The 23,003-nt window shown below is 45.9% G+C and carries 23 protein-coding genes and 1 riboswitch; of the genes, 15 read left to right on the forward strand and 8 right to left on the reverse strand.

The features are described 5' to 3' along the window. Window positions 1-6 precede the first annotated feature (6 nt). Window positions 7-429, reverse strand: a complete 423-nt coding sequence (locus KNP99_RS08815; RefSeq protein WP_088838261.1) for a MarR family winged helix-turn-helix transcriptional regulator — start codon at window positions 427-429, stop codon at window positions 7-9. A gap of 178 nt (window positions 430-607) precedes the next feature. On the opposite strand from KNP99_RS08815, the gene KNP99_RS08820 reads away from it, so the two are divergent. Together KNP99_RS08820 and KNP99_RS08825 are read left to right on the forward strand one after the other, a co-directional pair. Then, a complete protein-coding gene (locus KNP99_RS08820; RefSeq protein ID WP_029332115.1) occupies window positions 608-1,063 on the forward strand; it encodes a CBS domain-containing protein in 456 nt (151 codons plus the stop codon). Between the two features lie 17 nt (window positions 1,064-1,080). Beyond that, window positions 1,081-2,322, forward strand: a complete 1,242-nt coding sequence (locus KNP99_RS08825; protein WP_214766282.1) for an MFS transporter — start codon at window positions 1,081-1,083, stop codon at window positions 2,320-2,322. A gap of 51 nt (window positions 2,323-2,373) precedes the next feature. Here the strand turns inward: KNP99_RS08825 and KNP99_RS08830 are convergent, their stop codons facing one another. Further along, window positions 2,374-2,793 (reverse strand): DUF1801 domain-containing protein, encoded by a 420-nt coding sequence (locus KNP99_RS08830; protein ID WP_214766284.1) that lies wholly within the window; start codon window positions 2,791-2,793, stop codon window positions 2,374-2,376. A 101-nt stretch (window positions 2,794-2,894) separates the two neighbouring features. On the opposite strand from KNP99_RS08830, the gene KNP99_RS08835 reads away from it, so the two are divergent. Further along, entirely contained in the window at window positions 2,895-3,263 is a 369-nt protein-coding gene (locus KNP99_RS08835) for a hypothetical protein (RefSeq protein WP_088838257.1), read from the forward strand. A gap of 47 nt (window positions 3,264-3,310) precedes the next feature. Here KNP99_RS08835 and KNP99_RS08840 read toward each other — a convergent pair whose 3' ends face one another. Both KNP99_RS08840 and KNP99_RS08845 read right to left on the reverse strand, forming a co-directional pair. After that, entirely contained in the window at window positions 3,311-4,471 is a 1,161-nt protein-coding gene (locus KNP99_RS08840) for an ArgE/DapE family deacylase (protein ID WP_214766286.1), read from the reverse strand. Window positions 4,472-4,737: 266 nt separating this feature from the next. Further along, complete coding sequence (locus KNP99_RS08845; protein WP_088838255.1) at window positions 4,738-5,559, reverse strand: SDR family oxidoreductase; 822 nt, start codon at window positions 5,557-5,559, stop codon at window positions 4,738-4,740. A 148-nt stretch (window positions 5,560-5,707) separates the two neighbouring features. Here KNP99_RS08845 and KNP99_RS08850 point away from each other — a divergent pair, with 148 nt between their 5' ends. Then, entirely contained in the window at window positions 5,708-6,565 is an 858-nt protein-coding gene (locus tag KNP99_RS08850) for a hypothetical protein (protein ID WP_214802354.1), read from the forward strand. Between the two features lie 84 nt (window positions 6,566-6,649). Beyond that, on the forward strand, window positions 6,650-8,515 hold the full coding sequence (gene htpG / locus KNP99_RS08855; RefSeq protein ID WP_214770255.1) for a molecular chaperone HtpG: 1,866 nt from the start codon (window positions 6,650-6,652) through the stop codon (window positions 8,513-8,515). Window positions 8,516-8,756: 241 nt separating this feature from the next. On the opposite strand, the gene KNP99_RS08860 is transcribed toward htpG, so the two are convergent. Continuing rightward, complete coding sequence (locus KNP99_RS08860) at window positions 8,757-10,340, reverse strand: Na+/H+ antiporter NhaC family protein (RefSeq protein WP_088838252.1); 1,584 nt, start codon at window positions 10,338-10,340, stop codon at window positions 8,757-8,759. A 104-nt stretch (window positions 10,341-10,444) separates the two neighbouring features. Continuing rightward, a riboswitch (Lysine riboswitch) is annotated at window positions 10,445-10,620 on the reverse strand. A 109-nt stretch (window positions 10,621-10,729) separates the two neighbouring features. Further along, window positions 10,730-12,538 (reverse strand): type I phosphomannose isomerase catalytic subunit, encoded by a 1,809-nt coding sequence (locus KNP99_RS08865; RefSeq protein ID WP_215193176.1) that lies wholly within the window; start codon window positions 12,536-12,538, stop codon window positions 10,730-10,732. A gap of 150 nt (window positions 12,539-12,688) precedes the next feature. Between KNP99_RS08865 and KNP99_RS08870 the strand changes: the two genes are divergently transcribed. From KNP99_RS08870 to KNP99_RS08890, 5 genes are all read left to right on the forward strand, one after another. Further along, entirely contained in the window at window positions 12,689-12,985 is a 297-nt protein-coding gene (locus tag KNP99_RS08870; RefSeq protein ID WP_215193177.1) for a PTS sugar transporter subunit IIB, read from the forward strand. Window positions 12,986-12,989: 4 nt separating this feature from the next. Next, complete coding sequence (locus KNP99_RS08875; RefSeq protein ID WP_088838249.1) at window positions 12,990-13,319, forward strand: PTS sugar transporter subunit IIA; 330 nt, start codon at window positions 12,990-12,992, stop codon at window positions 13,317-13,319. Between the two features lie 14 nt (window positions 13,320-13,333). Continuing rightward, window positions 13,334-14,671: a PTS cellobiose transporter subunit IIC gene (gene celB / locus KNP99_RS08880; protein WP_088838248.1), complete on the forward strand. Its 1,338-nt coding sequence runs from the start codon at window positions 13,334-13,336 to the stop codon at window positions 14,669-14,671. Window positions 14,672-14,701: 30 nt separating this feature from the next. Continuing rightward, window positions 14,702-16,123: a glycoside hydrolase family 1 protein gene (locus tag KNP99_RS08885; protein WP_088838247.1), complete on the forward strand. Its 1,422-nt coding sequence runs from the start codon at window positions 14,702-14,704 to the stop codon at window positions 16,121-16,123. 82 nt (window positions 16,124-16,205) lie between these two features. Then, complete coding sequence (locus KNP99_RS08890; protein WP_088838246.1) at window positions 16,206-16,934, forward strand: GntR family transcriptional regulator; 729 nt, start codon at window positions 16,206-16,208, stop codon at window positions 16,932-16,934. 54 nt (window positions 16,935-16,988) lie between these two features. On the opposite strand, the gene KNP99_RS08895 is transcribed toward KNP99_RS08890, so the two are convergent. Further along, complete coding sequence (locus KNP99_RS08895) at window positions 16,989-17,735, reverse strand: uracil-DNA glycosylase family protein (RefSeq protein ID WP_088838245.1); 747 nt, start codon at window positions 17,733-17,735, stop codon at window positions 16,989-16,991. A gap of 161 nt (window positions 17,736-17,896) precedes the next feature. Next, complete coding sequence (locus KNP99_RS08900; protein ID WP_029332105.1) at window positions 17,897-18,226, reverse strand: heme oxygenase; 330 nt, start codon at window positions 18,224-18,226, stop codon at window positions 17,897-17,899. 84 nt (window positions 18,227-18,310) lie between these two features. Here KNP99_RS08900 and KNP99_RS08905 point away from each other — a divergent pair, with 84 nt between their 5' ends. The 5 genes from KNP99_RS08905 (at window position 18,311) to KNP99_RS08925 (ending at window position 22,990) form a co-directional block, all read left to right on the forward strand. Continuing rightward, window positions 18,311-18,943, forward strand: coding sequence for a methyltransferase (locus tag KNP99_RS08905; protein ID WP_088838244.1), 633 nt, complete (start codon window positions 18,311-18,313; stop codon window positions 18,941-18,943). A 42-nt stretch (window positions 18,944-18,985) separates the two neighbouring features. Continuing rightward, on the forward strand, window positions 18,986-19,402 hold the full coding sequence (locus tag KNP99_RS15410) for an ATP-binding cassette domain-containing protein (protein ID WP_215193178.1): 417 nt from the start codon (window positions 18,986-18,988) through the stop codon (window positions 19,400-19,402). Continuing rightward, window positions 19,399-20,202, forward strand: a complete 804-nt coding sequence (locus tag KNP99_RS08915; protein ID WP_214766298.1) for an ABC transporter permease subunit — start codon at window positions 19,399-19,401, stop codon at window positions 20,200-20,202. The genes KNP99_RS15410 and KNP99_RS08915 overlap by 4 nt, the downstream gene beginning before the upstream one ends. 145 nt (window positions 20,203-20,347) lie before the next feature. Beyond that, the gene (gene rlmN / locus KNP99_RS08920) at window positions 20,348-21,421 is read left to right on the forward strand and encodes a dual-specificity RNA methyltransferase RlmN (protein ID WP_088838241.1); all 1,074 of its coding nucleotides are present in this window, start codon (window positions 20,348-20,350) and stop codon (window positions 21,419-21,421) included. A 123-nt stretch (window positions 21,422-21,544) separates the two neighbouring features. Further along, window positions 21,545-22,990, forward strand: coding sequence for a DEAD/DEAH box helicase (locus KNP99_RS08925; protein WP_215193179.1), 1,446 nt, complete (start codon window positions 21,545-21,547; stop codon window positions 22,988-22,990). Window positions 22,991-23,003: the final 13 nt, after the last annotated feature.

A 23,003-nucleotide genomic window follows, 5' to 3' on the forward strand; every position in this document is an offset into this window, starting at 1 on the left:
TTTTAATTAACGTTCCCGTAGTTCACGATTAAATTGTTGGAGCAGGCGTCCAAATGCTTCCGTATCATCGCCTGACCAGTCTGTCAGTAAGCGTTCGATGCTCGCGAGGCGTGCCGTCCGGTAAATCGTCAATTCTTCCTGTCCGAATGAAGTGATGTGATAGAAGAAGGCACGGCCATCTGCTTCATCGCGTACTTTTTCGACCAATTTCTTTTGATCGAGCGCTGCCGCTTGCCGGCTGACGGTAGAGACGTCAAGTTGCAATTCGCGTGCCAATGTCTTCACCCCGACTGGACCAGACTCGGACAGTTGACGCAGTAACAAATACGACGCGCGATCTAAATTTCGGTTATCGGCCGTCGCTGTCGTCAAACGACGAATCAGAATCGCAAGTTCTAGTTCAATCACTTCGAGTGCCTGATCAGACATGTTAATCCCCTCTTTTCCTAAGTGCTTCATGTTTCCCATCATTACGCAAGGACTTAGCCCCTGTCAATGAGAGGTCAGGAAACTTGACAGTCCATTAGTTGTATTATACAATCATTTCTGTTATTTAATTGCATCATACAACTTATTTATTCAGAACACACACAAAAGGAGAATTCCGATGAAAGCTTATGAATCGATGAAACAAGAAGTGATCACAGTCCACGAAACAGACGTCATCCGCCATGTCGTCGAACGTTTCATCCAATCCGGAATCAGCGGTGTTCCCGTCATCAATGACGAGAGCGAAGTCGTTGGGTACATCAGTGATGGTGACATCATGCGGGCGATTGGAAAGCACAAAGACATCATCGTCGATACGTTTTTATATGTAGATGTCATCAAAGGGGATGAAGAAGATTATGACGCGCGGGTGCGTCACATTCTGAACCGTCCGGTCATGGAGATGGCACGCCGGAAAGTCGTCACGGCAGATGTTGAAACGGAGATGGAAGAAATCGCAGCGACGCTCGGTTCGAAACGGATTAAAAAATTACCGATTTTAAAACAAGGAAAGCTTGTCGGAATCATCAGTCGGGGCGACGTCATCCGTCACTCCTTTAAACGGTTCTTATAAGAGAAAGAAGGGACAATATGGCACTTGCCAATAAAACAACGACGCTTGCGCCGGAAACGGTGTTAGAAGAAAGCAAGCATGGATTATTCCACCAACCGATTGCCGTGTGGGCAGTATTTTTTGCGAGTATCACGGCATTCATGGGGATGGGGCTCGTCAACCCGGTTTTACCAACGATCGCCGATAATTTAGAAGCCTCAAAAAGTGAAGTCACGCTCTTATTTACAAGTTATAATGCCGTCATGGCATTCGCGATGCTGATCACAGGTGCGATTTCATCACGGATCGGTCAAAAGGGAACATTGATGTTAGGAATTGCCGTCATCGCGCTCGTCGCTGGATTTGCAGCGCAAGCCGATAGCATTTGGACGCTTGTCGCCTTACGTGGCGGCTGGGGGCTTGGAAATGCCTTGTTCGTCGCAACGGCACTTGCGGCCATCGTCTCCCTTTCGTCAGGCGGGACAGCAAAAGCAATCATCTTATATGAAGCAGCTGTCGGTCTCGGGATTTCAATTGGGCCGCTTCTCGGAGGGACACTCGGTTCGATCACATGGCGTGCACCATTCATGGGTGTCGCGACAATCATGGTCATCGCCTTCCTTGTCCTGTTGTTCTTGATGCCGAAACCGGTCGCAACAACGACGGCACCACGGCAAAAAATTTCCTTGCTCGCGCCTTTCCAAGCGATGAAACACCGGTCGCTCTTGACACTCGGGATTGTCGCGGCCTTCTATAACGTCGGTTTCTTTACAATCATGGCCTATGCGCCGTTCGTCATGAAACTGCCGGCACAAGGTCTCGGGTTCGTCTTCCTGGGATGGGGGATGTTGCTCGCCATCACGTCTGTCTTGACGGCACCGAAATTAAAACAATGGCTCGGGACGATTAAAGCGATGGTGTTGATGCTGTTACTGTTCGCCGTTCTCTTACTATTGATGGGGATCTTTACGGAAACACCAGCTGTCGTCATCGTCTGTGTGATTCTTGCCGGGGCGGTACTTGGTAATAACAACACACTCATTACGACAGCCGTCATGGACGCGGCACCGGTCGAACGTTCGACCGCATCTGCTGCATACAGCTTTTTACGTTTCCTTGGGGCAGCCATCGCGCCATTCATGGCCGGTAAATTGGCTGAAATCTTTAACGCAAACTTGCCGTTTTACGTCGGGAGCGGATTTGTCTTACTCTCTGTCGTCATCATCGGGGTCAATCTTAAGCACATCCGTCACATCGATACAATCGATAGCGGTCACTAAACAATCCGCTCTTCTTTCAATTGCTTAAGAAAGAAGAGCGGATTGTTTTTCTTAATCAGGATACGTAGTACGTAAAAAAGTCATAGACTCGACGATAAGGGATTCGATGACAGCCAGATCGACATCTGCTACCGTATTGATATAGACGCATGCCTTTCCACTTTTGTGTTTACCTAACTTGGCGAGCAATGCCTCACGATCAGCCCCGGGAGCGAAATAAAGACTAATGTTTGCTTTGCGAGGTGAAAAACCGACGAGAAAGGCATCTCCTTCATGTCCGGAGGCGTATTTATAATGATAGTGACCAAATCCGATCATTGATTCTCCCCACATGACAGGTGGAGCGTTCGTCGTTTTTTCAAATAGCTGAAGTAATACCTGACAATCTGCGCGCCTTGCAGGGGATTCGATTTGATTTAAAAATTCAGTCACACTGTTTGTGTTGGGTTGCGTTTTTTGTTTGTAAGTCATATGGCGGCTCCTTTCTGAAAACACCTATTGATATTTATGATTTTAGTTCTTCTTTTCCCGATTTTATGTCGATCCACTCAATAAGAATCGAGGTGAGCGTGATGAAGGTCCATAGTATTTACTTTATTGGTTATGAAGGGAAGGTCGAATGGCGTATTTTACGGGTCAATCGTCTGGAAGAAATACTGGAAATTGATGTCGTCCTATCGCAATCGGACAACCAGACCAGTCATCGATTAAATATGTCGTTCGCTGAGTATGATTCCTTTGCGCATGATTTTTTAACGGTCCATGAGCAACTTCGTGGATCTGCGACCTATACGCAAGCAGATTTTCACATGACGTTGACCTATCATCGTCTCGGTCACGTCACGATTGAAATCGGATGGAAGGGTCAACAGACAATAGCGTTGCAAAGTGATCAGAGTTATCTCGGACAAGCGCTTGCGAGTATCGGAGTCTATACGTAAAAACCGCTCGAGTCTTCGAAAGAGAAGGCTTGAGCGGTTTTTTTCGTTCAGGCTAGGGGTTCAAGTGCGAGTTGCTTACATAACGCAATCGTCTGGAAATACTCCGACAAGGGAATCGATTCATCGACTTGATGGGCGAAACGGAAGTCGTGGAACGAAGCGACGGCAATCGGGAAGGTCCGGTTGGCTTGGCTGAACATGGCTCCGTCCGTCCCACCCGGAATCGCAACGCGCCGCGCCGGATGACCCGTGATGGTTTCCATGTGTCGTGCAACCGTTTCGAGGAACGGTGCATTCGCATCCGTCTCACATGAAGGAATCTCTTTGATGACACGCAGGGTCATCGCGAACGTCGGATCTTCCTTACGCAGCCGTTGTTCGATCTGCGCAAAAGCTTCTAAAATCTCGAGGCGTCCGAATCCGGGAATCGTCCGGATGTCCATGTAAAAGGAAGCGTTACTCGGGATGACATTCGGACCTTCTCCGCCTTGGATCGACGTGATCGAGGCGACGACAGGACCGAGTTGCGGGTGGCGATTGTCGGTGATCGTGAAACGGTCCGACTTCACTTCCTGAATGACACGATACAGATCATCGATGGCATTTTTTCCGAGTTGCGGCGCGGAACTATGAGCCCCTTTACCGACGCACGTCACTTCGATTCCGACGACACCTTTTTGAGCATACCCAATCATTCCGCTTGTCGGCTCCGTGATCAACAGCGCATCTAAATCGTCGGCGTCACCACGTTCCGTCAAATACTTCGCGCCTGTCATACCATTTTCTTCATCAGATGTAATAAGTAGTTTGAGATGATTCGGGCGGTCCGCACAGTCCTTTAACTCAATCATCGCATTGACCATTGCCATCACACCAGACTTCATATCGGATGCCCCGCGACCGTAAATCCGTCCGTCGCTGATTTCACCACCAAAAGGTTGTTTTGTCCAACCGGTCGTTTGGACAGGTACGGTATCAAGATGACCCGAGAAACCGATTGTTTTTGGTTCGGTGGCTACCTCGCTTGCCGGAAGGGTCGCGACGAGACAGATTCGTTTTGGCGCGACCTCAATCCATTCGGTTTCGATTTCGTGAGTGGTCAAGTAGTCATAGACAAAAGTCGCGACGTCTCGTTCCCCGTCGAGCGGATTGACACTCGGAATTTGCAGGCAGTGTTGCAGTGATTCGATTTGTTGTTGTTGCGTCATGCTGATTCCTCCTTGATTTACATTCACTAGAGTATTCCCCGAAAAAAAGCTATCCGAGAGATAAACAAGCGAGGAGAAAATTTAAAATCGCGGTATTTCTTAGAATCAAATGGTCCGTTTTTAAGAGGATGCGTCAAAGGACTGTGGTCAAAAGGCGCAGATTGTTGATTTAATAAGTCGAAGGACATACGAAAAAGAGGAGGACGATTCGAAATCGTCCTCCTCTTTATTTAGATGTTGCGATGTTTCATGCGTCAAATGGATCGTTATTCAGCATCCGTCTTCCATTTATCATCAATCAACATCTCGCCAGGCCATGTGTAGGCCATGATCCCGCCGTCTGCTGTGATGTCTTCACCTGTCACGTAAGAGCTGTCGTCGGAAGCGAGGAAGAGGGCAACCGTTGCCATCTCACGTGGTTTCCCGAGACGACCCATTGGTGTGATCCATGCATTGGCATCACGGAATTGTTTTCCTTGGTCTTCGTCTTTTCCACCGACGAGCGTGTCGATGAGTGGTGTTTCGATCGTACCTGGTGAGAGCGAGTTGACACGAATGCCCTCACGCGCATAATCGATTGCCATCGCCCGTGTAAAGTTCGTGATTCCACCTTTTGCTGCGTTGTAACCTGAGCGGTTTAAGTCGGCAGCGCGACCTGACATCGATGACGTATTGATGATCGATCCGCCCTTCTCAAGCATTAAAGGAATCAAGAATTTACTCGTCAAGAATGTACCACGTAAGTCGACCGCGATGATTTGGTCAAACAGTTCAATCGGATATTCATGGACTTTTCCGCCTTGCTGATCAATCCCGGCATTGTTGAACAGAACGTCAATCGTTCCGTACGTGTCTTTCAGCTGTGTCGCGAGCTGTTCGACACTATCGACTTGCGTGACGTCGACGTGAATCGCTTCCGCTTGTCCACCAGCCTGTTTGATTTTTTCGACCGTCTCCTGTGCTTTTTCAAGATTGACGTCAGCACAGACGACTTTCGCCCCTTGTTCGGCAAAGACGAGTGCCGTTGCTTGACCAATTCCTGTAGCTGAACCTGTAATAACTGCTACTTTATTCTCTAATCGACCCATGTGTAATTTCCTCCTTCTAAGTACTCTTGCTCCGAATGTTGTTCACCTTATGAATCATTCCCTTGACTTTGGAGGATAAACCTACTGAACTGTCTAGCAATCCATGAGAACGGGAACAGATGAAAAGTGAAAACCCGACAGGAAAGGAATGAGAACGCTGACATCCGAACAACGTGAATATGCAAAAAAATTACTCGATGAAGCGATTCTGTACCAAATCGAGTTAGAGAAAGATGTATTTAAGGATGAGTTGATTGACCGGACGACACCGGTCTTATGGTTTGGTGACGTAAGCGAGCGTAGCTGGCTTACGATTGCGACGAATCCGTCGGCAGGCCAGTTTTTGAACCGGGATGGCACGTTACGCTATGAGACGACAGGACCATTCGTCCTAAGAGAAGTCGATGCGCCGCTTACGGAGTACCGGACGGACCAACGATTTAATCAAATGATTGATTCCTATAATCGTTATTTCAAACAGCCGGACATTTATAAATCGTGGTTCGGACGGGAGGGGGGAGGAAAATTGGAAGGTTTTCTGAATGGATTCGAAGCTTCTTTTTACGGAACCGGAGAGCCGGTCATCCATGCGGATTTTTTTCCATTTCCGACGAAACGTTACATGGGAACGATTGCTCAGCGACATGAACTGGAAGAAACCGTATTTGGTCAGACGTTCCTTTTGAAATTGATTCGTCTTTTTTCGTTACGCGGAATTATTCTTCTCGGACGGGAACATACGGAACGTTACCGGACAATCGATCAGACGGCTACATGGCAAGCACCCGAGCCGGTCCCGGGGTATCCGGATGCCGTCGTCGAACTCGGGTCTTCGGAACAATTTTCCGTTCCAATCATCGGTCTTCACTTTAAACCGAGTGAGCAGTTCATCGGACTCGGGAATCGGCCGGACTGCCATGGTGTCAGTCATGGCACATACGGGTCGGCGGAAAGCTTACGTAAAATCGGAAAATATATCCGCAGCCGACTCGAAGAAGGGGATTGACACTATTTTTCCAATCCGTAATAATAGATTTGTATTAGCACTCTTGTTGTTAGAGTGCTAAAAAAGAACTAGGGGGTATCGGAAATGGAAACGAAACAGTTCAAGGCAGAGTCGAAACGTTTACTCGAAATGATGATTCATTCCATCTATACACATAAGGAAATCTTTTTACGTGAGTTGATTTCGAACGCTAGTGACGCGATAGACAAGATTTATTACAAAGCATTGACGGACGAGACGCTGACGTTCGAAAAGGATGCCTATAAGATTACGATTGAACCGAATCAAACGACACGACAGCTCGTCATTCGTGATACGGGAATCGGGATGACAAAAGAGGAGCTCGAAGCGAATCTCGGAACAATCGCGAAGAGTGGGTCACTTGCCTTTAAGGCGGAGAATGCCGCGCAAGACGGACACGACATCATCGGACAGTTCGGTGTCGGCTTTTATTCGGCATTCATGGTCGCGGATGTGGTCACGGTCATCACGAAACCATTCGGTAGCGAAACAGCGTACAAGTGGGAGTCGCACGGTGTCGACGGTTATACGATTGAAGAAGTCGAAAAAGCTACAGTCGGGACGGAAATCACGCTGCACATCAAAGCGAACGAAGAAGATGAAAATTATGATGAGTATTTAGATACGCATCGTTTGCGGACGATCGTCAAAAAGTATTCCGACTTCATCCGCTATCCGATTGAGATGGAAGAGACGGAACGTCAACCGATTGAAGGATCGGACGAGATGGAAGAAGTGAAGGTCGTCAAGACAATCAACAGCATGGTGCCGATTTGGCGGAAAAATAAACGGGAGTTGACGGACGAGGATTACACGAACTTCTATCAAGAAAAACGATATGGATTTGATACACCAGTCAAGCACATCCATATCAGTGCAGATGGTGCCGTCCGTTATCAATCGATTTTATTCATTCCGGAGCAACCGTCCTTCGACTATTATTCGAAAGAGTTCGAGAAAGGTCTTGAACTGTATGCGAACGGCGTCTTGATCATGGAAAAATGCAGTGACCTCTTGCCGGACCACTTTAGCTTCGTCAAAGGGATGGTCGACTCGGAAGACTTGTCACTCAATATTTCACGTGAGTTGTTGCAGCACGACCGCCAACTCAAATTGATTGCAAAAAACATTCAAAGTAAGATTAAGACGCAACTTGAAGGACTGCTTCGTGACGATCGCGAGAAGTATGAAGCCTTTTATCAAGCCTTTGGTCGTCAATTGAAGTTTGGAATCTACAATGATTACGGCATGCATAAAGAGACGGTCAAAGATCTTGTCCTGTTCCACTCGGCAAAAGAGAAGAAGCTGGTCACGCTCGCTGAATACGTCGCGGCGATGCCGGAAGATCAAAAATACATTTACTATGCTTCAGGGGAAAGTACGGACCGTTTAGATAAGTTGCCACAGTCGGAGCTTGTCAAAGACAAAGGGTTCGACATTCTGTACTTTACGGAAGAAATCGATGAGTTCGCGATTCAAATGTTGCTCAACTATGAAGGAAAAGAATTTAAATCGGTTACGAGCAGTGATCTTGGCATCGAGCAAGCGGATCAAGCAGAAACGACCGAAACACAAGTCGAGATGTTTACAGCGATGCAAGAAGTGCTTGCTGGGCAAGTCAAAGAAGTCAAAGCTTCTTCACGCTTAAAATCACATCCGGTCTGCTTCGCGACGGATGGTGCCGTTTCGATTGAAATGGAGAAAATTCTTAAATCGATGCCGAACAACCAAGATGTTTCAGCCGTGAAAATTTTAGAGTTGAACACGTCGCATGACGTCTTCCAAGCCATTGAAACGGCCTTTAAAGAAGACCGTCCGAAATTTGAACGCTATACGAAATTAATGTACCAACAAGCGTTGCTCATGGAAGGCTTGCCAATCGAAGATCCAGTTGCGTTTGCAAATGAAGTGTGTGCCTTGATGGTGTAAGAATGATCGCTTCAGCGTGTAGACAAACGCTTATGAAGCGTGAACATGCGATATCGAATTGCAATTCGTTCGTGCTTTCCTGTATTTCTCTCACGGTATTACCTAAAAAGCAACGAAACAAGACGCTTTTTATTTCTTCATACCATGTTGTCTACAACTTAAAAGAAGGGATTGCACATCATCGTAGATGGCAATCCCTTCTTTTTTTCTCGTCTCGGCTAAGCTGAGCGTTATTTTTTTATTATTCAGCGCGAAGTTCAGTTGGTACTTTGCCGCGTTTCGAGACGACATTCAGGACGACGAGTGCGAGTAAGAAGGCGATAAGTGCACCGATGAAGCCGATGATTGATGAATCGGTTAAACCGAGCACAAGGTAGCCGACTGCCGATGTCGCTGCACCAACCAACGCATACGGAAGTTGTGTCGTGACGTGATCGATATGATGCGAACCGGCACCTGTCGAACTGAGAATCGTCGTATCGGAAATTGGTGAACAGTGGTCTCCGAAGACGGATCCGGCAAGAACGGCAGCGAGCGTCGGAAGTAAGAGATTCGGTTCGACCGCCATGATGAGGTCAGCACCGATCGGCAGCATGATACCGAATGTTCCCCAACTTGTACCTGTCGAGAATGCCATTAAGCTTGCAATCAAGAACAATAAGAAGGGGAGGTACGAAGCAGAAATCGACTTACTGACGAAGCTTGCTAAGTACTCACCTGTTTTCATGTCACCGATAACAGCGATGATTGTCCAAGCGAATAATAAGATGACGACAGCAGGCCACATGGATTTCATCCCAGCCCAGATGCTGTGTCCGTATTCGCGCGCCGGGATTTTCCGACCAATCAACATCAGGAAAGCAACGACTAAACTGATGACGACACCAGCAACGAGTGAACGTGTTACGTCTGTCGCTTCAAATGCACCAATCAACGTAAATGCACGATTGTCAGCAGCGAGTGCCTGAGCACCGGTAAAGAGTAATGCGGAAACTGTTGCAATGACGAGAACGATAATCGGAACGACGAGGTCACGTACTTTTCCACCTTCGTGTTCTTTGACTTCCTCTGCCATCCCCATCGGTGTTCCTTTACTTGCATCGAAAAGTTCACCTTTTAATGCACGAAGTTCATGCGTCCGCATCGGTCCGACCGCAATCCCTGTGTACGCGATGTAAAGCGTCAGCAATAGAGCGAAAATCGCATAGAAGTTGAGTGGCACGATCATCATGAAAGCACTGAATGCGGAATACTCCGTAATCGAATGTGTCGTTAAGATACCAGCGATGATCGAGATGATGAACGCTCCCCAACTTGAAAGCGGGCTGATGACACAGACTGGAGCAGCCGTCGAGTCAATAATATACGCAAGTTTTGCCCGCGAGACGCCACGACGGTCCGTTAACGGACGACTGACATTCCCGACAGCAAGACTGTTGAAGTAATCATCGATGAAGATTAAAATACCTAAACCAAATGCTGCGAGGCGAGCGCCGCGCGCTGTCTTGACGTGTGTTGTTGCCCATTCACCGAAGGCATGTGCACCGCCCGATGTTTGGATAAGCGTCGATAGAACACCGAGTAATAGTAAGAAGATGAGTAATAAGACGTTCCATTCATTTAACGCCCCATCCGCCCAAAATAGACTAAAGATGTTTTTGCCGAGATAGACGACCGTATCGATTGGATTAAAGCTATGCAGCAATAAAGCACCAATCAAAATACCGACACCAAGTGAAATAACGACTTTGCGCGTCACGATTGCAAGTGCGATTGCAATGACAGCTGGAATGAGCGCAACGATTGAATCTGAATAATTGACCATTGTGTGGTTCCTCCTCTTTTTTTAGAAGATGAGACCCATTGCATATAAAAAAGCAAGGGCACCGGCAACAAAGCCGACACCCTTGCTGGATGCGTCTTTCTTAGCCGAATTGGAGCGCTCCATACAAAACACGTATGGCAATCGAACGGGTATTTCCCAATTCGACCAGTACCATCAAGTCAGACACTTGACGATACTTCGGCAGCATTACCTTTCCTTGATCGTCCTCGTTGTCATCCTCAGATCAAATACTCATTAAGACCGCGCCTCTACCTCATCGATAGAATAGTCATATTCTTTTAATAAGAAAACCTTATCATATTTCAGAAAAAAGTTTCAAGTCTGTTTTTAAAAAAAGTAGTAAAGTCTGTTCAAAAGGAACAATGAAGTTATTCGGCGTTCATCCGATTTAAATGGGCAGCACCGATGACACCGGCATTTCCTTCCAATGCAGCTAAGCGAATGATTGTTTTTTGACGTAACGTCGGGTAGAGACGGGCATTGACGGCTTGTAAGAGCTCTTCCCAAAATAAATCGGCGGAAGCCGTAACACCGCCACCGATGATGACGGCTTCCGGATCAAGTGTGTGAATGATGTTCGCTACGCCTGTTGCTAAATGATTTACGAAACGAAGCCTTTCCTGTGTATTGCCAAGAAGTTGTGCAAGAGAAGATTCATTTAATGAATCAGCCCGCGTCTGAAGAGCCGTACCGCTTGCTAATCCTTCGAGTGAGCCTTTGTTCAAGACGTGATGTTCCGGTCCAGAAGCATCGATGATCGTATTTCCGATTTCACCAGCATATCCGTGTGCGCCTCGAATCAACGTCTTTTGATAGACATATCCACCACCGATTCCTGTACTGACTGTCATGTAATAGATGGATGTATAGTCTTGTCCTGCCCCGAACAATGCTTCGCCGAGCGCGGCGGCATTTGCATCATTTTCAAGGGAAACCGGGATGTTGAAGAACTCTTCTAACGGGCGAACCAAATTTACATCGTCCCAACCCGGCAGGTTCGGAGGTGACAATAGCCGACCCGTTGCTGCATCAAGCGGACCAGGCGCTGCGATACCAATTCGTTCGACTTCAAATTCTTCAAGTAGCTTTTGGATGGCTTGTCTTAAATGATTAATTGTATAGTCCGGGCCAGCAGCCGCCTCTGTCAAAAATCGATATTGTTTTACGACATGGTGCTGATTGATTGCGGCAACACGCGTGTGAGTCCCACCAAGATCAATTCCGATGTGAAGTCGTTGTTTCGGTGTTGGATTTGGACCAGTCAATAGAAGTTTCCCCTTTCCAGAAACGGTACAAGTTACTTTTGCCGGAATCAGAACCGTGTCTCCGGCGGTATAACGCAATTGGTTGATGATCAGCGTGCCACTGATGATAGTGATGACTTGGAAGGAAGTTCGTGGTGCAATCGTAATCATGTCATGGATGGCCCATTCCTCGACAAAAAAATAGGCGTTGGTTGTCAGTAGTCTTGAACAAAAAGAGGTCGGTACATAAGGCTCCTCGTACTGGAAATGAGGAAATTGAATGACTTCGAGTGCTTCTTTAAGGTGGAGTTGACGCGGTTTGTTGGTCGAATGGTCAATTCGATCGTAATCGTACAACCGGTACGTGGTATCAGAGTTCTGCTGGATTTCGATGACAAGACACCCTTCGGTTAAAGCATGAACAGTACCTGCTGGAACGTAAAAAAAATCGCCGGGTGAAACAGGCAAATCAATTAAGCCGGAAGTTAAATCGTCTTCACGGACAGCGCGCAACAAATCAGCTTTTGTTTTGAAGTCATGCCCATAAATAATGGTGGCGTCTGCCGGACAATCGACGATATACCAGCATTCATTTTTCCCGTAAGGCTGTCCTTCTAGGCGACAGGCATCATGATCGTCAGGATGGACTTGAACGGATAAATCATCCGCAGCGTCAATCCACTTAATGAGTAAAGGAAAAGCTTCCGTTGTGTCCATCCCGAAAATTTCAGGGTGATTTGACCATAAATCCCGTAGTGCATCACCGGAAAAACGTCCGGCATTCACCTTGGTTTGCCCGTTTGGGTGATCAGCCAAGGTCCAAGCTTCACCGATGTTTTGTTTGCCTAACGTATCAAATCCATATGCACCAAGCTTACATCCACCCCATATCCGCTCCTGTAAAATCGGCTCAAAACGAATCAGTTCTTCCATGATTGTTCCTCCTCCAAGTTGTTTTCGATTACAACACTACACTTTTTAAAAATAAAAATAAACAAAATAAAAATCAAGTATAGACATGGGTAGTAAAATCCGTATAATCAAAGTTGTAAGCGATTCCAAAACGCGGGAGGAATGGTTGAAATGAAAAAAATCATGTTGGCGTGTAGTTCAGGAATGTCGACGAGTATTCTCGTCACTAAGATGCAGGAACATGCCCAATCACTTGGTGAAGAGGCGACAATTTGGGCAGTCGGTCAAGACCAGGCTTTAAAAGAAATGGATGGAGCAGATGTTGTATTGATTGGTCCACAAATGCGCTTTTTATTATCAAAATTTCAACAAGCGACAGATAAACCAGTAGAAGTCATCGATATGATAGCGTACGGAATGGCCGACGGAAAAGCGGCCTATGAACAAGCCGTTAAGTTGATGGGGTGAAGAAATGAAAACAAATGAACAGACGATGGAACAAGTAGCATTCATGATGATTTTGCATAGTGGAAATGCGCGAAGTACGATTCGTGAAGCAATCGAAGTGTACAAGGAAGAATCATTTGAGGCATTTGAGCGGTTATTAACAGATGCCCGAGAACAGTTGCAAGAAGCGCACCAGATTCATTTCGGTCAAGTCCAAAAAGAAGCGAGCGGTGAGCCGACGACATTGTCTTTACTGCTTTTGCATGCAGAAGATCATTTGATGTCGACACAAACGATGCTTGATTTGACGTCAGGATTAGTTGAAATGATGGAACATAAATTTTCTCAAAAATAAGAGGAGGGATTGAAATGGCTGGTAATAGTAAGTGGTTCGATTTGTTGAGTCGTTTTCTGATGCCGATTGCGGCATATTTAAACAATAGCCGCTATCTTCAGACGTTACGTGACGCGTTCATGCTCGCTTTTCCGATTACGATGTTCGGTTCATTAATCGTTGTTATTGCGAATTTACCATTCTTAGATAAATTTATGTCGCCTGGAGTATTGGATGCTTTTAAAACTTCATTAGGAAACGCCCCCTCGGCGACGATGGGAATCATGTCACTATTCGTCGTCTTCGGTATCGGATATTATCTTTCGAAAAGCTATGATGTAGAAGCTGTTTTTGGTGGTGTAATCGCCCTTGTTTCTTTTTTACTTTTAACACCTTTCTTTGTAGCAGTCGAAAATGTTGCTGATCCTGTCGGAAATGTCATTCCACTTGACCGTCTCGGTGCAAAAGGCATGTTCCTTGCAATGATGACAGGGTTCTTAGCAGGAGAAATTTATCGATTTGTCGTTCAAAAAAACTGGACGATTAAAATGCCGGCTGGTGTGCCGACTGCTGTGGCTAAGTCATTTTCAGCTCTTGTGCCTGCACTTTTGACACTTTCCATTTTCCTTGGCATTAACATCGCTATCACCTCGCTTTTAGACACGAATCTCCACGATTTAATCTTTAATTTAGTTCAAAAACCACTCGTGAATCTTGGGAACGGTTTGGTTCCGACATTAATCGCCATCTTTTTTGTTCAATTGTTTTGGTTTTTCGGCCTGCATGGTCAAGTTATCGTCAATTCGGTCATGGATCCGATCTGGAACACTTTGTCACTTGAAAACTTAAACGCCTATACGGCGAATGGAGAACTCCCGAATATCATCAGTAAACAATTCATTGAAATTTATACAGTTGGAATTGGTGGTTCCGGTTCGACACTGGCTGTCGTCGTCGCAATCCTCCTTTTCATGCGCTCAAAACAGTTGAAGCAAATCGGTAAGTTATCGATCGGACCCGGAATCTTTAACGTCAATGAACCAATCATTTTCGGGTTACCAATCGTCATGAACCCCCTCATCATGATTCCCTGGATTTTTGCACCGTTGATTACCGTAACCGTTACTTATTTTGCGATGTCGACAGGAATCGTTCCGCCGCCAACAGGAGTTGCTGTGCCTTGGACGGTGCCGATGTTTATCAGTGGCATGATGGCAACGAATTCACTGGCGGGCGGATTGTTACAACTCGTCAACTTCGCCATTATCATGGCAGTGTGGTTCCCATTCCTAGTCTTCATTGACCGCTTGAATATGAAAAAAGAACGAGAAGAAGCGAATGTTGCCGGAGATGAAAATCAACATGTAGGTTGAATTCAAAAATAGAGATAGGACGTGGATGAGATGAATCAAACGGAAGTTACGACGGCAAAAGAACAAAAGTATACGTTCCCTGCAGATTTTTGGTGGGGAACAGCAGCTTCAGCGACACAAACGGAAGGGGCAGCATTTGAGGGTGGAAAAGGACCGAACATTTGGGATCATTGGTACGAACAAGAACCGAATCGCTTTTTCGATGGTGTAAATGCAACGGTAGCCTCTGATTTTTATTATCGTTATGAAGAAGATATTGCGTTGATGAAAGAACTCGGACACAACTCGTTTCGAATCTCGATTTCCTGGTCACGTCTTTTTCCTGAGGGGCAGGGGGAAATGAATCCGATTGCCATTGATTTCTATAATCGTGTGATTGACGAATTGATTGCAGCGGACATCGAACCGTTCGTAAATCTATATCACTTTGATATGCCGCTTGCACTGCAAAACATCGGTGGCTGGGAAAGTCGTGCCGTCGTCACCGCCTATACAGAATATGCTAAAACGTGCTTTTCACTATTCGGAGATCGTGTCAGTAAATGGTTTACGCATAATGAGCCAATCGTCCCGGTAGAAGGTGGCTATTTATACGACTTCCACTACCCTAACGTTGTTGATTTCAAGCGTGCCGTTCAAGTGGCCTATCATTCGATTTTATCGAGTGCACTTGCAATACAGGCCTATAAAGAAACAGAGCAGACGGGTGAAATTGGCATCATCTTGAATTTAACGCCATCTTATCCTCGAAGCCAAAATGCTGGGGATGTGAAAGCGGCCCAAGTAGCCGACGTATTGTTCAATCGTTCCTTCTTGGATCCTTCCGTACTCGGAACGTTCCCGGCCGAATTGGTCGATTTATTGGAACAACAAGGTGCTTTGCCCGAGGTCGTTCAAGGTGACCTGGAACTCATCGCGAAAAATACCGTTGATTTACTCGGAATTAATTACTATCAACCACGACGCATCAAAGTAAAAGAGCACCTTCCGCATCCAGATGCACCTTTCATGCCGGAGCATCTGTTCGATTATTACGAGATGCCGGGAAGAAAAATGAATCCATATCGTGGCTGGGAAATCTACGAAAAGGGAATTTACGATATTTTGACGAACCTGCGAGAGAATTACGGGAACATCAAGTGTTTTGTTTCTGAAAATGGAATGGGTGTAGAAGGGGAGGAACGTTACCGGGACGAGGACGGCAGTGTTCAGGACGATTATCGCATCGATTTCATCGCCTCTCACTTGCAATGGATGCATCGTGCGCTGAAGGAAGGATCAAACGTCAAAGGTTATCACTTATGGACGTTCATGGATAACTGGTCTTGGAGCAATGCCTATAAAAACCGTTACGGTTTTGTCGGACTCGATCTCGCGACCCAAAAACGAACGGTCAAGAAAAGCGGCCATTGGTTCAAACAATTGATTGAAGAGCAAGGATTTACGAAATAATTGAAAAGATGATTAGGATGTCTAGTCCTGATCATCTTTTTTTGTTATATTATTTTTATATGTCTATACATGGGGTGAAGTCATGTCTATAAAGAAACAACCGAAATATGAGAAAATTGCTGATGAACTTCGCAAACGAATCCTAAATGGGGGATATGATGTCGATCAGGCGATGCCGGACGAAATCAACTTAGCAGAAGAATTCGAAGTCAGCCGGATGACGATGAAGAGAGCACTTGAGATTCTCGTCTTAGAAGGAATTATTTACCGACAACGGGGACAAGGGACGTTTATTTTACCATCGAATTTTTCACAAGGACGTATTAACGTTCTGAACAAAGAATCGCAAGGATTGACCAAATTGCTTGGGGAACGGGCTGTTAAAAGCGAAGTACTTCAATTTGAGGTGCGCTTTCCGGAGAAGGAAGTCGCACGACATTTGATGATTGAGCAAACGGATCCAGTCTATGAAATTAGACGTGTCCGCTACGTCGAAGGAGAGGCTTACGTGATTGAGCATACATTTATGCCTTCCTCCTTGATTACAGGTTTAACGAAGGCGATTCTCGATCAATCGATTTACCGCTATATTCAAGAAGAACTTGGTTATACGATTACGAGCTCGCACAAAATGATCCGTGCAGATAAACCGAATGAATGGGATCAAAAATATCTTGGAAATCTCGAAACCGATCCTGTCATCGAAGTGGAACAAGTCGTTTTTTTAGGGAACGGAAAACCATTTGAATATTCATTTTCGCGGCACCGGTATGACAAATTCGTGTTCACATCTGTGCATATCGGTCGATAAGAAGTCCCTGACGTCTCAGCGCGAAGCTGGTACGACAGGGACTCTTTTTTTGATTTAATCCGAACGCGTGAAGTAGTGAATCAATTGTTGGTTGAGGTAGGAACGGTTGTCTTCGAATTGACGTTTACGATGGCCATTGGCACCAGAGGGATGAGGAAAACCCGATAAAAGAAAATGTTTTCGAATCCGTCCTTGATGAAGTAAGGTCCGAACCGTCGCCTCAACGATTCGGCCGAGCGGAATAATCAGGGCAGGTTCGTTTAATTGATTCAATTCTGCTGCGAAGTGTTCATACGCATAGTGTCGGAGTAAAGGGATACGATCTATCTTCGGTTGATGACCACTGTAGTTTTTCCCGCGATAGAAAACAGGATGTTTTAAGATGGAGGTCGCATGGAGTAATTCCTGGTGTTCATTAAATAAAGTAGCGGTCGTCGGAATCGACAGCATTGTCGCAAAATCAAGTTCGTCCAGCATCGTTACGAGATTTCGACGCATCACACCGGAAAAGCTAGCTGAATAATTGGCGATTTTTGCCGCTTCCTCTAACGAAACACCATGGTGTAAGGCATCGGCCATCTCTTCGAACGCGATTCGCATCTGTTCAAGTCCTGGCGTAATTCCGACGATAATGACTTTTGCGAAAGGATTGATGTAGTCACCGATTGGGGAATAATAGACCGATAACTCATGTTCCGTTTGCAATAAAAAATCTTCTGTACAAATATCTTCTCGTGTCAACGACCGGTCGACAGGCAAATCTCGAATGACTTGTTCAAAAATCGTTAAGGAATCAATCATAATATGTCCTCTCTCTCTAGTATTGGACATATAATAACAATAAATGGAACGATATACAATTTAACCCTTGTTAAATATTGTGCGAGGTTAATTGCAAAATAACGTTTGAAAAATTAAATCCCCGAATCGATTTAAGGATTCGGGGATTTAAGTCGTATCGATTAACGTGTACTTTCTTTTACAGAAGCGACTTCATAGGTGATGATTTCACTGCCGAGCATCGGTGACTCCTGTGCCTCGCCTTCTTGCTGCGCAGGACGCTTATGCGATTCCTTGAAGTCATCACTGTTCCGCCATGCTTCGAAGTGCTTCATGTCTTCCCAGTACATGTTGACGTTCATTTCGTCATGTTCTTCGATATTTTGCGTTAATAGAACTTCGACACGAATGAATCCGTCCATCGAGTCGAGACCACTCGGGCGTGTGAAGCGAGGTGCTAGTGCAGCAGCCATCCCTTTTTTGACTTTAATCCGGTTCGTTACGACGATCATAAAAACATCCCCTTTTATCGAATTACGTACCTCTTTAGTATAGTACGATGGAGAAAACAATGCTTGAAAGAAGGAAGTTGAACTATGAATGAACAAGAATATGAAACGCGGCTCCACATTAAAACGATTGATGTCCAGCACCTCTACAATGCCTTCAGTCACTATAACCGTTATGAACCGACCCCATATGCAGCCCTGGATGAGCTATGCGCGGTCTATCCGTTTCATCCTGAGGATACGGTGATTGATTTTGGGTGCGGGAAGGGACGCTTGAACTTTTATCTCCACGATCGGTTTGACTGTTCTGTCATCGGAATCGAGATGAACGGTCAGTTTTATGAGGATGCACTGACGAATCAGATGAATTACTTAAAAAGAGTTAAAAAACGGCGCGGGAGTCTTCAATTTGAACATGTCTATGCAGAAAGTTATCCGATTCCGGTAGAAGCGACAAAGTTTTATTTTTTTAACCCTTTTTCCGTTCAAATTTTTATCAAGGTCGTCAACCACATCTTACAGTCGGTCGAGCAGGCGCCCCGGACCATCGATTTGATTCTTTATTATCCGGCAGATGAATACCGGTATTTTTTAGAGAACCAGACGGCGTTCGAACAAATCGAGGAAGTCCGGTTACGCGATTTATTCGAAAAAAATCATGATGAACGGTTTGTGATTTATCGATTCGCTACGTCCGACACGATGACAGAACGGGTATAACTAACTGTAGCCATTTCCTAAAAAAGAAATGAGGCGGTTGAAGTGATTCATCTCGAACATGTCACGAAAGCGTTCGCGTCGGGTAAAGGAATATTCGATGTCAGTTTTTCTGTCGAGCCAGGAATGGTCTTTGGTTTCATTGGTCCGAATGGGGCAGGGAAATCAACGGCACTTCGTCAATTGATGGGCTTGATTGCTGCTGACTCCGGTCATGCGACGATTGGTGGATTTGATTGCTGGGTTGAAACAAAAGAAGTGAAACGACTCGTCGGTTATCTGCCGGGAGAAATCAGTTTGCCGGGAGACTTTACGGGAGACCACATCTTGACGAGTGACCAATTGACACTGAGTCAAGTTCTCCGTCTTCTGACTGCGTACGATATTCGTTCGATTCAGACGACGGCTGATGATTTGGAGCATGTCTTTTTGCACTATTACGGGGAGGGTGACGAATCATGAGCGTGGTCGTCTGGTCTTTACTCAAGCAGAACGTCAAACCGATCGTTGCCTATTCACTTGGTACCAGTTTGTACTTATTGTTGCTCGCCGCCTTGTATCCATCGATGATGAAGACCGGTCTGCTCGAGGCAAAACTCGAAGCTCTCCCAAAAGAATTGTTACAGGCATTCCAATATGACAAGGTGACGTTCAATAATCTGCTCGATCTCTTAGCCGGCAATTATTACGGCTTGATTTTTCAAGTTATTGCGACGTTTTATATGTTGTCCCTCGCGGCACGGTTACTTGCCCGTCCGATCGACAATGGCGAATTGATTTTATATCTAGCATCCCCGATCACGCGGATTCAATATACGGCAGCAGCGCTCATCGTCATGCTGATTGCGAGTACCTGTCTCATTCTATTGAATGGGCTCGTTTTACTGATGGCGGACTGGACGATGTCTGGTATCTCGATTGATGGTATGACTTTATTGCGACTGCAAGTCAATGCTTTGTTTTTGCTGTATGCGGTTGCTGGTTTCACGTTGTTTATCACGACACTCTTTGACGATGAGCGTCGTGCCTTTTCCGTCGCTGCCGGTGTCCTCGTCTTCTCGATTGTCTTGACGATTGGAGCGGGCTTAAGTGAAAAAACGGACTGGATGCGTTATGGATCGATCTTCAGTTTGTTTGATACGGGACGATTGCTGGCGGGGACAGAACATTTACTGTTGCACATCCTTCTACTTGTGCTAATCTGTCTGATGTTCAGTAGTTTTGCTTTTATCAGTTTTCGAAAACGGAATTTATCGATTTGAGGCATTTTTTTGACAAAACAAAGCGAAACAGCCTTTCGAAATCTACAGAAAGTGAACATTTAGGATTTGAACGTTGCGTAAGTGCCCGATTTTTACTAAGATAAAGGAATGTTATAGTTCTGGAAAAAGAAATGAGGTCTCACTAATGAATAAACCATCCATTTATGGATTAACAATTGAGCAGATGACAGACTGGTTATCGCATCAAGGTCACAAGCCGTTCCGTGCGAAGCAGGTTTGGGATTGGCTTTATCGTAAACGTGTCACTACTTTCGCTGAAATGACGAATGTCAACAAGGATTGCCTTGAGTTGTTAGATCAGAGTTTTGCGATTGGCTCGATGACAGAATCAGTTAAACAAGAATCAGCGGACGGAACAATCAAGTTCCTCTTCAAGTTGTATGACGGCAGTTTGATTGAAACAGTCCTCATGCGTCACAAATACGGACTCTCTGTCTGTGTGACGACACAAGTCGGTTGTAACATCGGCTGCAGCTTCTGCGCGAGTGGATTGATTAAGAAGAGCCGCGATTTGTCAGCTGGTGAAATCGTCGAACAAATCATGAACGTCCAACATCACCTCGATGCTGTCGGTAAAGAAGAACGTGTCAGCCACGTCGTCGTCATGGGTATCGGTGAGCCGTTTGATAACTTCGACAACATGGTCGACTTCTTGAACGTCATCAAAGATCACAACGGTCTTGCGATCGGTGCACGTCACATCACTGTTTCGACAAGTGGTCTTGCTGATAAAATCTACAAATTCGCAGATTTAAAACTTCAAGTGAACTTGGCGATTTCATTGCACGCACCAAACAACGAGTTGCGCACACAAATCATGAAAATCAACCGTGCGATTCCACTCGAAAAATTGATGCCTGCCATCGATTATTACGTGAAGACGACGAATCGTAAAATTACGATTGAGTACATCTTACTTCGTGGAGTCAATGACCAAAAAGCACAAGCAATCGAACTTGCGAAATTATTCGAAGACAAACGTCACTTGACGTATGTCAACTTGATTCCGTACAACCCGGTTGATGAGCATGGTCAATATCAACGGAGTACGTCAGAAGATATCTCGACATTCTACGATACGTTGAAAAAGAACGGTCTCAACTGTGGTGTTCGTCTCGAGCACGGGACAGACATCGATGCAGCATGTGGACAGTTACGTAGTAAACAAATCAAAAAAGATAAAGTCGCAGCAAAATAAGCAAGTGGAGCTTCCTGTCACTCTGACGGGAAGCTCTTTTGACGTCCTGCGGAAAGTAGCGCATAATGAGAGGTCATGAGATGTACGGTCAATTCGAAACTATATAATAAATGAGGGATTCACATGCCAAAAAAACCATTCACTGATTTTCAACTCAGTTCACCAATTTTAAAAGCGATTGAACAACTTGGTTACCATACTCCGACGGATGTCCAACAAGCCGTCATTCCGGTCGCCTTGTCTGAAAAAGATATCATCGTCAAATCACGCACAGGAAGCGGGAAAACGGCATCGTTCGGCATTCCACTCTGTGAACTCGTCGAGTGGGAAGAAAATAAACCACAAGCGCTAATTTTGACACCGACGCGTGAACTGGCGCTGCAAGTCACGGAAGACGTGATGAACATCGGGCGTTACAAGCGGATTAAAGCGACAGCCGTTTTCGGGAAACAGCCGTTCCGTGGTCAGGTCACGGAATTAAAACAGAAGACCCATATCGTCGTCGGAACACCAGGTCGTGTGCTCGATCACCTCGAGCGAGGGACACTTTCGCTTGAAAAGGTCAAATACCTTGTCCTGGATGAAGCGGATGAGATGCTGAACATGGGCTTCCTCGAGCAAGTCGATACGATTTTAAAACAACTGCCGACACAACGGACGACGATGTTGTTCTCAGCGACGTTCCCGCAAGACATTCACAAGCTGAGCGAACGTTACATGCAGTCGCCGAAAGAGGTCGAAATCACGACAAATGCAACCGAAATCGCTCAAATCGATCACAGTTATATTTCTGTAACCGATAAGACGAAATTCGCAATCTTGAAAGACGTCACGGTCGTCGAAAATCCGGACCGTTGTATGATTTTCTGCCGGACGAAAGAACATGTCGATTTTGTCGCCCAAGGACTGACGGCGATGGAGTATCCGGTCGAGAAAATTCACGGCGGGATGGAACAGGACGAGCGCCTTGCGGTCATGAAGGCATTCCGTGCAGGCGAATTCCGTTACTTGGTCGCGACAGACGTCGCAGCACGTGGAATTGACATCGAAAACATCACCCACGTCATCCAGTACGACATGCCGGTCGAAAAAGAAAGTTATGTGCACCGGACGGGTCGGACAGGGCGTGCGGGCGCAATGGGGAAAGCAATCAGCCTCGTGACGGAAGCGGATATGCGCCGTCTTCGTGAAGTCGAACAGTACCGTGGCGAAGCAATCGAAAAACGTCAAGCACCGACGGAACGTGAATTGATTCGGACGGCAGATGCGTTCGAAGAGAAAATCACGACGACGGATGTCCGCACATCAAAAACACAACAACTGAACGCTGACATCATGAAGCTCTATTTCAATGGCGGGAAGAAAAAGAAACTTCGGGCCGTTGATTTTGTCGGAACGATTGCGAAAGTCGAAGGGGTGACTGCTCAGGATATCGGGATCATTACGATTCAAGATACGGTAACGTATGTCGAGATTCTGAACGGTAAAGGGCCACTCGTCTTACGCGCGATGAAGACGACGAAGGTCAAAGGGAAACAACTGAAAGTATATGAAGCGTTTAAAAAATAAGAACTGAATGAAA

The sequence above is a fragment of the Exiguobacterium sp. s95 genome (assembly GCF_018618655.1).
In the GTDB taxonomy this organism is placed as follows: domain Bacteria; phylum Bacillota; class Bacilli; order Exiguobacteriales; family Exiguobacteriaceae; genus Exiguobacterium_A; species Exiguobacterium_A oxidotolerans.

What these genes read in the sequence shown, in the direction of transcription:
- KNP99_RS08815 (WP_088838261.1), bottom strand. Translation starts at nt 429, where the DNA reads ATGTCTGATCAGGCACTCGAAGTGATTGAACTAGAACTTGCGATTCTG.
- KNP99_RS08820 (WP_029332115.1), top strand. Translation starts at nt 608, where the DNA reads ATGAAAGCTTATGAATCGATGAAACAAGAAGTGATCACAGTCCACGAA.
- KNP99_RS08825 (WP_214766282.1), top strand. Translation starts at nt 1,081, where the DNA reads ATGGCACTTGCCAATAAAACAACGACGCTTGCGCCGGAAACGGTGTTA.
- KNP99_RS08830 (WP_214766284.1), bottom strand. Translation starts at nt 2,793, where the DNA reads ATGACTTACAAACAAAAAACGCAACCCAACACAAACAGTGTGACTGAA.
- KNP99_RS08835 (WP_088838257.1), top strand. Translation starts at nt 2,895, where the DNA reads ATGAAGGTCCATAGTATTTACTTTATTGGTTATGAAGGGAAGGTCGAA.
- KNP99_RS08840 (WP_214766286.1), bottom strand. Translation starts at nt 4,471, where the DNA reads ATGACGCAACAACAACAAATCGAATCACTGCAACACTGCCTGCAAATT.
- KNP99_RS08845 (WP_088838255.1), bottom strand. Translation starts at nt 5,559, where the DNA reads ATGGGTCGATTAGAGAATAAAGTAGCAGTTATTACAGGTTCAGCTACA.
- KNP99_RS08850 (WP_214802354.1), top strand. Translation starts at nt 5,708, where the DNA reads ATGAGAACGCTGACATCCGAACAACGTGAATATGCAAAAAAATTACTC.
- htpG (WP_214770255.1), top strand. Translation starts at nt 6,650, where the DNA reads ATGGAAACGAAACAGTTCAAGGCAGAGTCGAAACGTTTACTCGAAATG.
- KNP99_RS08860 (WP_088838252.1), bottom strand. Translation starts at nt 10,340, where the DNA reads ATGGTCAATTATTCAGATTCAATCGTTGCGCTCATTCCAGCTGTCATT.
- KNP99_RS08865 (WP_215193176.1), bottom strand. Translation starts at nt 12,538, where the DNA reads ATGGAAGAACTGATTCGTTTTGAGCCGATTTTACAGGAGCGGATATGG.
- KNP99_RS08870 (WP_215193177.1), top strand. Translation starts at nt 12,689, where the DNA reads ATGAAAAAAATCATGTTGGCGTGTAGTTCAGGAATGTCGACGAGTATT.
- KNP99_RS08875 (WP_088838249.1), top strand. Translation starts at nt 12,990, where the DNA reads ATGAAAACAAATGAACAGACGATGGAACAAGTAGCATTCATGATGATT.
- celB (WP_088838248.1), top strand. Translation starts at nt 13,334, where the DNA reads ATGGCTGGTAATAGTAAGTGGTTCGATTTGTTGAGTCGTTTTCTGATG.
- KNP99_RS08885 (WP_088838247.1), top strand. Translation starts at nt 14,702, where the DNA reads ATGAATCAAACGGAAGTTACGACGGCAAAAGAACAAAAGTATACGTTC.
- KNP99_RS08890 (WP_088838246.1), top strand. Translation starts at nt 16,206, where the DNA reads ATGTCTATAAAGAAACAACCGAAATATGAGAAAATTGCTGATGAACTT.
- KNP99_RS08895 (WP_088838245.1), bottom strand. Translation starts at nt 17,735, where the DNA reads ATGATTGATTCCTTAACGATTTTTGAACAAGTCATTCGAGATTTGCCT.
- KNP99_RS08900 (WP_029332105.1), bottom strand. Translation starts at nt 18,226, where the DNA reads ATGATCGTCGTAACGAACCGGATTAAAGTCAAAAAAGGGATGGCTGCT.
- KNP99_RS08905 (WP_088838244.1), top strand. Translation starts at nt 18,311, where the DNA reads ATGAATGAACAAGAATATGAAACGCGGCTCCACATTAAAACGATTGAT.
- KNP99_RS08915 (WP_214766298.1), top strand. Translation starts at nt 19,399, where the DNA reads ATGAGCGTGGTCGTCTGGTCTTTACTCAAGCAGAACGTCAAACCGATC.
- rlmN (WP_088838241.1), top strand. Translation starts at nt 20,348, where the DNA reads ATGAATAAACCATCCATTTATGGATTAACAATTGAGCAGATGACAGAC.
- KNP99_RS08925 (WP_215193179.1), top strand. Translation starts at nt 21,545, where the DNA reads ATGCCAAAAAAACCATTCACTGATTTTCAACTCAGTTCACCAATTTTA.